The organism is Psychrobacter sp. H7-1, assembly GCF_904846585.1.
GTDB classification, from domain to species: domain Bacteria; phylum Pseudomonadota; class Gammaproteobacteria; order Pseudomonadales; family Moraxellaceae; genus Psychrobacter; species Psychrobacter raelei.
Map to the genome: position 1 here is coordinate 24337 of NZ_CAJHBH010000031.1, position 12462 is coordinate 36798.

10 protein-coding genes are annotated in these 12462 nt (G+C 42.8%); 7 read left to right on the forward strand and 3 right to left on the reverse strand.

Going from position 1 to position 12462, the window contains the following annotated elements:
* Positions 1-37: 37 nt before the first annotated feature.
* Positions 38-1165, reverse strand: a complete 1128-nt coding sequence (locus tag JMX92_RS09600) for a hypothetical protein (RefSeq protein WP_201545374.1) — start codon at positions 1163-1165, stop codon at positions 38-40.
* Positions 1166-1299: 134 nt separating this feature from the next.
* Between JMX92_RS09600 and JMX92_RS09605 the strand changes: the two genes are divergently transcribed.
* Positions 1300-1836, forward strand: coding sequence for a L,D-transpeptidase (locus JMX92_RS09605; RefSeq protein ID WP_201545376.1), 537 nt, complete (start codon positions 1300-1302; stop codon positions 1834-1836).
* A gap of 131 nt (positions 1837-1967) precedes the next feature.
* Here the strand turns inward: JMX92_RS09605 and JMX92_RS09610 are convergent, their stop codons facing one another.
* Positions 1968-3527 carry a CYTH and CHAD domain-containing protein gene (locus tag JMX92_RS09610; protein WP_201545378.1) on the reverse strand — a complete coding sequence of 520 codons (1560 nt, stop codon included), beginning with the start codon at positions 3525-3527 and terminating at the stop codon, positions 1968-1970.
* Between the two features lie 348 nt (positions 3528-3875).
* Complete coding sequence (locus JMX92_RS09615) at positions 3876-5459, reverse strand: isocitrate lyase (RefSeq protein WP_201545380.1); 1584 nt, start codon at positions 5457-5459, stop codon at positions 3876-3878.
* Between the two features lie 561 nt (positions 5460-6020).
* On the opposite strand from JMX92_RS09615, the gene JMX92_RS09620 reads away from it, so the two are divergent.
* The 6 genes from JMX92_RS09620 (at position 6021) to JMX92_RS09645 (ending at position 12241) form a co-directional block, all read left to right on the forward strand.
* Positions 6021-7010, forward strand: coding sequence for a LysR family transcriptional regulator (locus JMX92_RS09620; RefSeq protein ID WP_011960688.1), 990 nt, complete (start codon positions 6021-6023; stop codon positions 7008-7010).
* A gap of 184 nt (positions 7011-7194) precedes the next feature.
* Positions 7195-8592 (forward strand): NAD-dependent succinate-semialdehyde dehydrogenase, encoded by a 1398-nt coding sequence (locus JMX92_RS09625; RefSeq protein ID WP_201545382.1) that lies wholly within the window; start codon positions 7195-7197, stop codon positions 8590-8592.
* A 238-nt stretch (positions 8593-8830) separates the two neighbouring features.
* Complete coding sequence (locus JMX92_RS09630; protein ID WP_155587401.1) at positions 8831-9610, forward strand: ABC transporter permease; 780 nt, start codon at positions 8831-8833, stop codon at positions 9608-9610.
* Between the two features lie 138 nt (positions 9611-9748).
* Positions 9749-10705: an ABC transporter substrate-binding protein gene (locus JMX92_RS09635; RefSeq protein WP_201545385.1), complete on the forward strand. Its 957-nt coding sequence runs from the start codon at positions 9749-9751 to the stop codon at positions 10703-10705.
* Positions 10706-10753: 48 nt separating this feature from the next.
* Complete coding sequence (locus JMX92_RS09640) at positions 10754-11488, forward strand: ABC transporter ATP-binding protein (protein WP_011960684.1); 735 nt, start codon at positions 10754-10756, stop codon at positions 11486-11488.
* A gap of 99 nt (positions 11489-11587) precedes the next feature.
* A complete protein-coding gene (locus tag JMX92_RS09645) occupies positions 11588-12241 on the forward strand; it encodes a LysE family translocator (RefSeq protein WP_011960683.1) in 654 nt (217 codons plus the stop codon).
* Positions 12242-12462: the final 221 nt, after the last annotated feature.

Genomic DNA, 12462 nt, shown 5'->3' on the forward strand with positions numbered 1-12462 from the left:
CCGCTATTGAACAACAGTAGAATAAATAGTAGGGATGCTAATCAGCTGTAGTATCACGTACTTGTATCTGAGTAGAGGGGCTCGGGGTTTGCATCATTTTAGATTTTTTATACTGATATTTTCCCACAGCCATAAGTCCTAAGCCGCCAATTACAATCACCAATAAGATAATCACAGGGTTTTTCCAAAAAGCGGTAGAGGATGTAGGCTCAGTAGAGTTAGAGGCAGAAGTGAAAGCCTTTTCTTCTTTTTCTTTGTCCATAAAAATAAAGTTGACAAAGGGGCGAGAGGGAGGCTGAATCGGTTCAGGCGCAATTTTTAAGCGATTGCGGCTAAGGTAAATTTCTGAGATTTTAGCCAGCTGTAGCATCCAGCGCTGATAAGGCAGGGCGATATTATCCATTGCACAAAAGGTGAGAATATCACTTTTATTAGCAGTATCCACAATAAGCGGCTCATTACTAGGCACAGCAGATGGCTGGGTTGTGCGTCCAATGACCTTGGCATAATGTGGCATCTGATCTAAGCTTAAGGTGGGGGTGGCAGCGGGTAGCTTGTAACCGGTGATTGAATGCCAGTCAGGGTCAAAATCTGGTATTTGATAGGCGTAGGTGTCACAGATATGTTGTGCAGAGGCTAGGGCAGCCTGGTCACGCTTTAACCACAAAAACTGCGGCTGCTGCTTAAACCACTGATCAAGATCAGCGGCATCTAGATGAGCAAAATCTGCCAATATGGCAATTTCACGTAGACACAAGACGCTCAGCGCCGACAGTAAAGGTCGAGCTTGACCGGGCTTAAGCTGAGCCTGCTCGGCTAATTTGTGACACACAGCGCGCTGGATATCACTTGAGGAAAATAAGGCTTCGCTGACATTTTGGCCGTGTTGCAAAGCGCTTTGCATCGTACGGAAATTAAAAGCATTATACTTGCGCAGCTCTTTGATTTGACTGCGGTTTAACAGTTTTTTTAGAACCGCATCCGCACCTTGTAGTTGGTTATAGGCCAATAAGGCGCTAATCACTGCTTGAATGCCTTGCTCGATAATAATTCGGGCTTGTGGCAAAGAGATCGTGCCCAAATCTGCGAATATCGCATCTATAGGCAAGGTGTCTTTAACAAGAAAGTCATAAAGTGATACACGGGTTGGGACAAGTGCTGTCATGAGACCTACAAGTTTGCATAATTTGCAGTTATCATAAGGGGGATTATACTCAGTTACAAGTCCTTATATAAGATGTCAGCTTATCACAATTTTAGTTTTGTAAAGTTTTTATTCTAATAATCAGGTGACCTGTTATGCCTACTTTAAAGATGGCCGAAAAATCTACCCCAACAATCACGGTCAACATCGCTACGCAGACGTTGGCTTTTTATAACCCAAGCTTTGATGCGGTACGTCCGCAGCGCATATTCTCTGTATCTACTGCCAAAAACGGCATCGGCAGCTTAGAGGGCACAGGATGTACCCCACTTGGTAAGCATTATGTTGCCAGCAAAATTGGCGATCAAATGCCAATCAATAGCGTGTTTGTGGGCCGCTTGCCAACTGGTGAAATTTATCATGAGCAATTGGCACAGCAGCACCCAGATAGAGACTGGATACTGAGCCGTATATTGTGGCTTAGTGGCTGTGAACAAGGGATAAATAAGGGCGACAATGAGCAAGGCTGCTGTGATACCTATCGTCGCTACATTTATATTCATGGGGCGCCAGATACTGAGCCAATGGGCGTGCCTATGTCCCATGGCTGTGTACGCATGCGCAATGAGGATGTGATTTGGTTATTCGATCAGGTGCAAGAGGGTATGCCGGTAGATATTATTGCTAAATAATAATGGGTTTTGTCAGCTTATAAAAAATGCTCTTATTGCTGCTAAAGCCTAATAAGAGCATTTGTGGTTTATGTTTATGTTGAGTGAACTAAGCTAAGCTAAGCTAGCTTCGCCAACTAGAGCTCTATAAACTACCAAAACTTAGGCGCGTCTTTGATGCTTTTAAGGCTTTGAGCGCATTGATCAGCGGCGTGTACCTCTTGCGCACTAAAGTAGCCCACAGCGAACCAAGCATTGGGGTCTTGCTGTGCCTTTTGACCATAAAAGTATTGTCCCACGATATCATCGTTATACTCTCCCAATATCTCTTGTGCAGGCTCTAGATACTTTAAAAATGCCTTGGACTTTTTGTCCTTATAAAGCGCAGCGGTAAATTCACTGACATAACGCAGGCTTTTTAAGCGCTTTCTGACGTCATGCTGAGCGTCAGTAGATAAACTGGCAAACTGATCGCTTGCTTGGCTAATCTTGGTATATAAGGCCTCTAATAGCTCAGAGGTGGCTTGCTGAGTGCTTAATTTTGCTGGGTTCTTTTTTGCGCCCTTAGTCTTACTGCCCGTCCCACTATGCTTTATTAGGGGGCGATCTTTTTTGGCAGGACTCATGGTATATTCAATCAATTCTAGCAAGGTAATCTGAAAGTCATTAGCACGTACCGCATCGATGGGTTTAATGCGGATGGCGGCTCGTTCCTCAGACCAATCTACTGCCGGACCGCCTAGTTTTTCAAGCATAGGCTGAGTGCGGGTTTGTAGCAACTCGCGATCTCGATAATCACCCAATAAGCTAAAGGTTTGCTTAAGGATAGGTGCCCACTCAGGGTTAATTTGAGAGGAGAAGTCCTTAAAGAATCTCAAAGCGGTACACAATCGACGGATACCCACTCTTAACTGGTGTACATGCGCGCCATCGGTACTGCCATCAGCAATAGCACTGGCATTAGGTAGAATTTGGATCATACAGTTATGCACCACAGCACGCAGAAACTGTGGCTGACTCATTTTTTTATGCACAGCCAATTGTCGTAAATCAGCTTTTGTTGCTTCAGCATGCTGCTTGCCGGCCAGCAGCAGTCCACCACGTTCAGCTTTGGTTACCGTTGATAAGCACAGGTTGTAGCGTCGGCACCACGTCTTAGCCGTTTCAAATAAAAAATGCACATCGCCTTCAATCAGCTCAAATTCAATTTCATGGATAGGCTGGCTGATTTGAGAGTCTTCTCCGTGGATCACTCTGCCTTCATCGTAAGCAAGCTCAATGGTGCTGTCGTCTTTTTTGATTAAGCGGGTCGTGCGCTGTAACTCTGTGATGTATTGGCAGGCTAGGGCATCAGTGGTGCGCCGGGTATCGGGGGAGGCTACGAGCTGAGTAATATCTAAGGTATCGTAAAGTGATAAATCAGGAGAGAGGCTATCTGTTGCCAAAGCTTCAGCTACCATTTGACTGTCTAAGACGTTATTTTGCTCACCGCGTGAGGCCATACCATCGCCATTAGACTTTAGAGTCTGCACCCAACGATCGCCTTCTTTGCGTATTCTTAATGCCATACCATTGGCAGCCAAAACTTGATCTGGTGTGTCAAAATAATGGGCGGCGAGTAAGGAGGTGAGAGAGGATTTAACTTTGGTCTGACGCATTAGGCCGTCTAATCGATATTCTGGCACTAAAAACTTAAGCTCAATTTCTTGCATGATGTGTCCTCGAGTCTAAACTCATAGAAGCAGTTATAAAAATAGTTATATAAGTAATTATTGTGGTTAATAATTTTTGTAAGGGTAGGGTTATAAAAAAGAAGCTATTTATTCAATATCCTAGGATATGTTAGACACAATAACAAGCGGATTAACGTGACAGATTGATGACAGTGTCTGTAAGCATCATCATAGCCCAAAAGAGCATAAGAATTTAGACAATGAGGGCAGTTTGTATGTACTTTAAGCGCCTAGGTTTATAAAAAAAGTCGCTCCAACCGAGGTTAGAGCGACTTTGTTAATGATGAACGAAGCGTCTTTTATAAAGAGCTTTGGTCTAAAGAGTTCTTAGAACTGGTTCATTGTGTTTTTCTCGCCGCCAGCTTTAAGTGCGTTGTCACCAGAGAAGATCTCTTTGTGATCATCACCTAAGTCTGAACCAGCCATTGCTTGGTGCTTAACGCAAGAGATGCCTTCACGGATTTCTTTACGTTGTACGCCAGCTGCATAAGCAAGCATACCGTCTTCACCGAAGTAGCCTTTAGCAAGCTCATGAACGCTAAGTGCTGTTGTGTGGTAAGTTGGTAGCGTGATTAGGTGATGGAATACACCCGCTTCACGTGACGCATCTTTCTGGAAGTTCTTCGCAGCTTGGTCAGCAGCAGCGTCAAGCTCAGTACCATCATATTCAGCACTCATCAAGTTATTCTTGTCGTATGCTGAGATGTCTTTGCCTTCTTCTTCCCACTGAGCGATAACTTGCTTACGGAAGTTTAGCGTCCAGTTGAATGATGGGCTGTTGTTGTATACAAGCTTCGCTTTAGGCTGCTGCTCTTTAATACGGTCAACCATCATTTTGATGTGTGCAACGTCTGGCGTTGGTGTTTCGATCCATAGAAGGTCAGCACCATTTTCAAGAGCGGTTACACAGTCAAGTACAACGCGGTCGATGTTGGTATCTTCACGGAACTGGTATAGACCGTTAGCTAGACGAACTGGGCGAACTAATTTACCGTCACGCTTTAATAGTACGTCGTTTTCTTTGGCATCAGCGATGTCGATTTCTTCAACGTCGATGAAGTCGATGTATTTAGAAGCAAGGTCGCCTGGCTCTTCAGATACTGGGATCTTTTGAGTAAGTGATGCACCTTCAGAGTCGGTACGGGCAACGATAACACCATCATCAACGCCTAGCTCTAAGAATGCATAACGGATAGCGTTAAGCTTAGAGATGAAGTCTTCATGTGGTACAGTGACTTTACCGGCTTGGTGACCACATTGTTTGGCATCAGATACTTGGTTTTCGATCTGGATAGCACAAGCACCCGCTTCGATCATGGCTTTAGTTAGTAAGTAAGTCGCTTCTTCGTTACCAAAACCTGCGTCGATGTCAGCGATGATTGGCACTACGTGTGAATCAAAGTTATTGATTTTTTCTTCGATTTCAGAAGTATCTTGACCGGCTTCTTTAGCAGCGTTAAGCTCACGGAAATAATCATTTAATACTTTCGCGTCTGCTTGACGTAAGAAGGTGTAGATTTCTTCGATTAGCGCAGGAACCGTTGTTTTTTCGTGCATTGATTGGTCAGGTAATGGACCAAGCTCTGAGCGTAGAGCCGCTACCATCCAGCCTGATAGATAGATGTAGGTTTTAGCAGTCGTACCGAAGTATTTTTTCTTAGCATACATAGTTTGTTGTGCAACAAAACCATGCCATGCGCCTAGAGACTGAGTGTACTTAGATGTATCTGCATCATACTCTGCCATATCTTTACGCATGATAGCAGCCGTGTATTTAGCGATATCAAGACCGGTTTTGAAGCGGTTTTGAACCATCATACGAGCAGCATCAGATTCGCTGATATTCTGCCAGTTGCCATGCTTTGCTTTAATTTCACGGATATGGTCAATAGCTGATTTATAAGTTGACATCAATTGTCTCCTTGATTGAGGATGGGTTAGGCGAAATAAATACTTCTTACTACTAGATGTTGAACGGTTAGATAAAGAAGTTTTATTTAACTCTCTTTAAAATATGAGGTTAAGGCTAATAAGTTAGCAGTAAACCTCGATATGCGGTTATAAAACTTGTAAATGTTTGTTTCTAAAGAAAATCTTTTTATCGTTCTTGAACGTTATTACAGATTATCTGAAGTTATAGTGGTTAATCACTATGCCCTTAACACTTGATAATCACTATAACCACATTAGGGTAATTTATCTAGTTTATGAAGGTTATCTTGGGTATTTATTTAAATTATAGTACAATGGTAGAAACGGTTTACAGCCGATTTTGAGCTATAATAAGAGGCATTAATAAATGATTGTGCCGCTATTTTTTTATCAATTAACTTCAAAAACCTAAGTTTTGGGCCTGATTATTGCAACCTGTGCCAGTTGACCGTATTGACGTTAAAAAGCTTAAAATTTTCGCCAAAAAGCCTAAAAATCGGCAACCCAAAAGCCAAAACCATACCAATTACAGAGAGTGTTATGAACCTACAAAGAGTCGATTTAAATTTATTGGTAAATTTAGATGTGTTATTGCGTGAAAAGAATGTGACTCGCGCCGCTGAACAACTGGGCATCACGCAGCCTGCCATGAGTAATATCCTACGCCGCTTGCGCAAGCTGTTTAATGATCCACTGTTGGTACGCTCCTCTGAGGGAATGACACCGACTGAACGAGCCTTAGAATTACAGCCCAGAGTGCGTGAAATCTTGGCTGAATTGACCCAGCTTCTTGAGCCGCGTACAGAGTTTCGACCCTATAGCACCTCTCGTGTGTTTCGGATTATGACCTCAGATTATGCTGAGGCGACTTTGGTCCCTCGTCTGGTAAAAGCGCTGCGCTCAGAGGCGCCCAATGTGATTTTGGACTTTTTGACGCCCTCTGATGTCTCTTATCGTGATATGGAGCAGGGGCGGGTAGATCTCGCCATTAACCGTTTTAATGAGATACCTCAAAGTTTTCACCAAGTATTGGTATGGCGTGATACCTTTAGCTGCTTATTGTCGGCGGAAAGTCCTTATGCGCACCGCTTTAACTTAAAGAACTATTTAAAAGCACAGCACGTCTGGGTATCCAAAACTGGTATGGGGGTGGGCTTTGGGGTTAACCCCGATAAGTCAGGTGGTCTAGGCTCTATTGACCAAGCCTTGCAGCGCTTAGGTCAAAAGCGCCAAATCAGTGTCTTTACCCGTCATTATCAGATGCCAGCCATGCTCGCTGCCAATAAAGACTTGATTGCCACTTTGCCAACTCGAGTCGCACGTATGCAAGCCACCAATGACAGTATCGTATTAAAAGAGCCGCCCTTTTTTATACCTGAATTTGAATTAACGATGGCTTGGTCACCTTTATTGCAGCATCATCCTGCGCATCGGTGGCTGCGTCAGTTAATCATGCATGTGGCGCGTCAAGTAGTGGCCGATGAAGAGGCCAAAGAAGATGACATTCCGATGATTAGTCATTTGTTCTAAATTAGGTTTATGTTTCGGTTAGTTTGATTAACATATCCCACACAGTTATTAACATCCTCATAATGCTGTAAGTCATTGACCCTGTTATGCTATTCAATGCAGTCGGTAAGCAAGAAGCAATCGACGAGCGAAAAGCACATCAGCTGATAATGACAATCGCATAAATATAAAAAGGATAAATAACATGTCAGATATTACAACTATAAACCCAGCCACAGGCGAAGAGATTACCTCATATGACTATATGAATGAGTCGCAAGTTAATGACATTATTGATGCGTCACACGAAGCTTTTTTGAAATGGCGAGAAGTGTCTACACAAGAGCGCGCTAAGGTCATCAACTCCATTGGTGAAAAGCTCAACGAGTATAAAGAAGAGCTGGCAAAGTTAATGACACAGGAGCGAGGTAAGACCTATAAGCACAGCTTACAAGAAATTGATCTGTGTAAGAGTATTTGTGACTTTACATCTGCCCAAGGCGTAGCGGCACTGGCGGATGATGAGCGTGAGCTTGAAGGACTCAAAAAAGGCATCGTTACTTATCAGCCCATTGGTATCATCTATGGTATCCAGCCTTGGAACTATCCTGCTTATCAAGTGTTCCGCTATGCCATTGCAAACTTAATGGCAGGTAATAGCATTTTATTAAAACATGCTTCGAATGTCACAGGTTCTGGATTGCTTATTGAAAAAATTATGCATGAATCTGATTTGCCTAAAGACTTATTTAGAACCTTGTTAATTAGCCATGATCAATCTGGCAAAATTATTGAAAATAAAAAAGTTCGTGGTGTCACCCTGACCGGTAGTGACAAAGCAGGTGCTGTCGTGGCTCAGCAAGCTGCAAAAGTGCTTAAGAAAACAGTGATGGAGCTCGGCTCAAACGATGCGTTTATCGTCTTAGATGATGCAGATTTAGATTTAGCAGCCACCACCTGTGCTTATGCAAGACTGTATAACAATGGTGAGACCTGTGTGGCAGCTAAGCGCTTCGTGATAGTGGATGCTGTGTATGATAAGTTCCGTGAGCTATTGATTGAGAAGTTTAAGGGTTATAGCGTAGGCGATCCTATGCAGGATTCTACCGATGTCGGTCCAATGTCAAGCTCAAGTCAGCGTGACACACTGCAAAAGCAGATGCAAGAGAGTATCGATAAGGGTGCAAAAGTGGCTTATAGCAGCGAGCTTGATGAGAGTCTACCCAAAGAAGGTGCTTATCATCCGCTGGTAATTTTGGAGAATATCTCTGAAGATCAGCCTGCTTATAAAGATGAATTATTTGGTCCTGTGGCCTCGTTAATTCGTGCCAAAGATGAAAAAGATGCTTTTCGTATTGCCAACGACAGCCGTTATGGTCTAGGTGGTGGTGTATTCTCAAAAGATGAAGATAAAGCCATCCGTCTGGCCAGCCAATATTTTGATACAGGTATGGTCTATATCAATGGTTATAGCCTAGTACATCCAGGTCTGCCTTTTGGTGGTGTGAAAGATTCAGGCTTTGGTCGTGAGCACGGCGGCTTTGGTATGAAAGAGTTTGTTAATATCAAAGCGTTACATGTGGTGGGCAAAGCTCCCGCTTAAGTCTAAATAGACCGTCTTTTATTCTTAATGTGTCATCAAGTCCTTGGTAACTGTATTATCAAGGACTTTTTTATGGGTTAAGTATTTTTATATTTAAACTTAAAAGCCAATGGCTTAGTCTGATACTATGAATTATTAATGCATCTTACAGCAATTATTTTGCTAGAATTCTAATCGCAATGACATGCCATTTTTTTTTGCCTTAATTTTAAGCAAGTTTTTCTTGAGAACCCAGATAATGACACTCAACCAAAAAATATTATTAGTGGGCAAGCAAGCATTGACTCTTATCAAAAGCCACGTGTTAGTGATTTTGATATTGTTGGTGTGGCAACTGTGCGTACAGTTTGAGGTTATTCCAGATTATCTGCTGCCCTCACCCTTACAAATTGTTCAAGCCTTTATTGAGGACTTTGGGTTATTGATGGAACATGCTAAATATACGTTGGCCACAGCCATTATTGGTACCACCATTGGTCTGATTGTAAGTTTTGTACTCTCTATCTGCATGGATTTATCAAAAACCATCAGGGATTTGGTCTATCCGGTGATTTTGCTCAATCAGACCATTCCCACTATTGCCATTGCGCCTTTGCTTATTATTTGGCTTGGCTACGGCATTACCCCTAAAGTGGTGTTGGTCATTTTAGCGGTATTTTTTCCCATAACCATTGCTTTAATTGACGGCTATCAATCGGTGAGCCGTGAGCACTTAAATTTGTTTAAATCGATGAAAGCGTCAACGTATCAGCTATATCGTCATTTAAAAATCCCTTCTGCCATGGGCTCTTTTTTTACTGGTCTAAAAGTGGCGTTATCTTATGCCCTCATCTCAGCGGTGATTGCAGAATGGCTGGGTGGCTATCATGGGCTGGGTGTTTATATGACCCGAGTGCGTAAGTCGTATGATTTAGATAGCATGTTTGCGGTTATTTTTTTGATTAGTTTTCTAACCATTTTATTGATTGCACTGGTTAAATGGTTAGAAAGACGGGTTCTAAGACACAATTTTTTATAATGTTTTTTAATAAAAATGACTTTTAAAAACAATTCAAAGCTTACTGGTAAAGCTACTTAAAGAGGATTTATAGTGTCTATTTTAAGCATAAACGGTTATAAGCAAAGTCGAAGTTACTCAGTGATAGGGCTGATGTTAATGGCAATTATGGCGCTAAGTTTAATGGCCTGCCAGCCAAAAGAGACATCTACAAAGGCAGCTTCAGACACAACAGATGCGCTAACTCAAGTGGTTATCTCATTAGACTGGGTGCCCAATACCAACCATACGGGTCTGTATGTGGCACAAGACAAGGGGTATTTTAAAGAACAAGGTCTTGAGGTCCAAATCGTACAGCCGAGTGAAGACAGTGCTTCAACTTTGGTGGCCAATGACAGAGCCGATTTTGGGATTTATTTTCAGCCCAATATGGTCAGTCGTTTGGAAAAAGGTGTACCCATTACCGCAGTAGCGGCAATACTACAGCATAACCCAGCAGGTTTATTGTCTTTGAAGTCGTTGGGTGCCAAGTCTCCAAAGGACTTAAATGGTAAACGCTATTCTACTTGGGAAGACCCGATTGATGATGCCACCGTGTCGCATATTGTGGGTAACGATTTGGTAAAAATTCCTGGTGAAGCAACCGATGCCACTGTGGCACTTCGTATGAATCAGTTTGACTATATCTTGGCTTATTATGGCTGGGATGGGGTTCATGCCAAGTTAAAAGGTGTGGACACTAACTTTTTCTTCTTAAGAGATTATGAGCCTATCTTTGATTATTATGCGCCTGTGGTAATTACCAACAATAAGCTACTTAACAGCAATCCACAACTGGTTAAAAAGATGCTAGCGGCCATGAAAAAAGGCTATATTTATGCGGCTAAAAATCCAGAAGAGAGCGCCAATATCTTAATAAAATATGCGCCTGAGACTAATAAAGAGCTTGCGCTTGCCAGTCAAAAATACATCTCAAAACAGTATCTAGATGACGAGGGCGACTGGGGTAAGTTTGATTATGATCGCTGGGATAGGTTCTATGACTGGGTGTATAAACAAGGTCTTATTGATAAGCCTCTGCCACCACAGGCAGGTGTCAGTAACGACTATTTATAACTTTGGGTTTGTATGGCTTAGCGCTTAAGCTGCTGTGAGTGACGTATTATGGATAAAGTCTTGGTATTAGAAGGTATTAGCCACAGCTTTGGCGATAAGCCCATTTTTGACAATTTAACGATGTCAGTGGCTAAGAATGATGTGGTGAGTATTGTCGGTGCCAGCGGTGTGGGTAAGACCACTTTGTTTAATATCGCAGCTGGCCTATTGACCCCAAGCTTGGGCAAGGTGTTTATTAATGGGGTGGATACCACAGGGCAGGCGGGTACAGTCGGCTATATGCTACAAAAAGATTTGCTGCTGCCGTTTAAGACGGTGTTTGATAACATTGCTTTGCCTTTGACCTTGAGGGGCTATAGCAAAGACAAGATAAAGCAGATTGTGACACCGCAGTTGGCACGTTTTGGCTTAGAAGGTTTGGGAGATCAGTATCCACAGACCTTATCGGGTGGTCAGCGTCAGCGTGCAGCACTCTTGCGCACTTATTTAAGTGATAACCCAATTATGCTACTCGATGAGCCATTTTCAGCCTTAGATTTTGTGACCAAAGATGAGATGTATCACTGGTTTAGTCAGCTACAAAAACGCTTAGCATTAACCTGTCTCATCATTACCCATGATATTGATGAGGCGATCTATTTGTCTGATCATCTGTATGTGTTAAAAGGGGTGCCGGCTCAGTTAACCGAGCAATTTGCTATTCCTAAGCATGACGGGTTTTTGGACAGCCAAGAGTATTTGATGTTAAAAAAGCAGATTTTAACGGCCATTCAAACCCTCTAAGTTTTGGCGCATGACTTCAAGGTAAACACTGCTTGAGCTCATGCTCTAGGCTCACGGATGAGCCCGTACTTTGTGATACTAAGCTAAAAGGATGTAATAATGTTTGGGATTGAGAATTATTGGGGGTTTTTGGCGGCAGGCTTACTGCTTAACTTGACGCCAGGTGCGGACAGTTTATACATCATCATGCGCAGTATTTCACAGGGGTCTAAGGCCGGCGTCTTTTCAGCCTTGGGTATTACCTCAGGTATCTTGGTACATACCTTATTGGCAGCTTTGGGACTGTCTGTGCTGCTGTCACGCCACCCAATGGCATTTAATATGGTCAAATATATCGGTGCTTTATACTTGTGTTATCTGGGTATCCGATTATTATGGCCCAAAAAGCGTGCACAAGTCGCTGAGCAGTTAGCAGAGGATATACCTAGCCGAAGTAGGGACAGTGTCAATGGTTGGCAAATCTACAAGCAGGGCGTGCTCACCAATGTGTTTAATCCCAAGGTGGCGCTGTTCTTTTTGGCTTTTTTTCCGCAGTTTATCGATGCCAACTATGGGTCTGCTATGTTGTCTTTTTCACTATTGGGGCTAAGCTTTGCCGCCACAAGTTTAGCTTGGTGTATCAGCTTAGCACTGTTGGCCGCAAGATTTAGTGAGCAGTTGCGCCAAAACCCCCGTATCGAAACCGTACTCAATAAGATAAGTGGGGTGGTTTTTATTGGTTTGGGTATCCGACTGATGGGTGCCAAACTTTAAACGCACTGCTTTAACATACCAAGTTTTATATAGGCAGACATAACAAAGCCCAAATCTATAGATTTGGGCTTTGTTGTTATATTGAAGCGGCAAGTTATACCAAACCCAAAATATATAGTATAATCTACTGATGACCATACCAATACATAACCTAGAAGACCATGACTTTGGCAAACACTCAAAGACTGAGCGCAATCCCAGAGCCCGACTACGCCTGCTCA

What these genes read in the sequence shown, in the direction of transcription:
- JMX92_RS09600 (WP_201545374.1), bottom strand. Translation starts at nt 1,165, where the DNA reads ATGACAGCACTTGTCCCAACCCGTGTATCACTTTATGACTTTCTTGTT.
- JMX92_RS09605 (WP_201545376.1), top strand. Translation starts at nt 1,300, where the DNA reads ATGCCTACTTTAAAGATGGCCGAAAAATCTACCCCAACAATCACGGTC.
- JMX92_RS09610 (WP_201545378.1), bottom strand. Translation starts at nt 3,527, where the DNA reads ATGCAAGAAATTGAGCTTAAGTTTTTAGTGCCAGAATATCGATTAGAC.
- JMX92_RS09615 (WP_201545380.1), bottom strand. Translation starts at nt 5,459, where the DNA reads ATGTCAACTTATAAATCAGCTATTGACCATATCCGTGAAATTAAAGCA.
- JMX92_RS09620 (WP_011960688.1), top strand. Translation starts at nt 6,021, where the DNA reads ATGAACCTACAAAGAGTCGATTTAAATTTATTGGTAAATTTAGATGTG.
- JMX92_RS09625 (WP_201545382.1), top strand. Translation starts at nt 7,195, where the DNA reads ATGTCAGATATTACAACTATAAACCCAGCCACAGGCGAAGAGATTACC.
- JMX92_RS09630 (WP_155587401.1), top strand. Translation starts at nt 8,831, where the DNA reads ATGACACTCAACCAAAAAATATTATTAGTGGGCAAGCAAGCATTGACT.
- JMX92_RS09635 (WP_201545385.1), top strand. Translation starts at nt 9,749, where the DNA reads ATGGCAATTATGGCGCTAAGTTTAATGGCCTGCCAGCCAAAAGAGACA.
- JMX92_RS09640 (WP_011960684.1), top strand. Translation starts at nt 10,754, where the DNA reads ATGGATAAAGTCTTGGTATTAGAAGGTATTAGCCACAGCTTTGGCGAT.
- JMX92_RS09645 (WP_011960683.1), top strand. Translation starts at nt 11,588, where the DNA reads ATGTTTGGGATTGAGAATTATTGGGGGTTTTTGGCGGCAGGCTTACTG.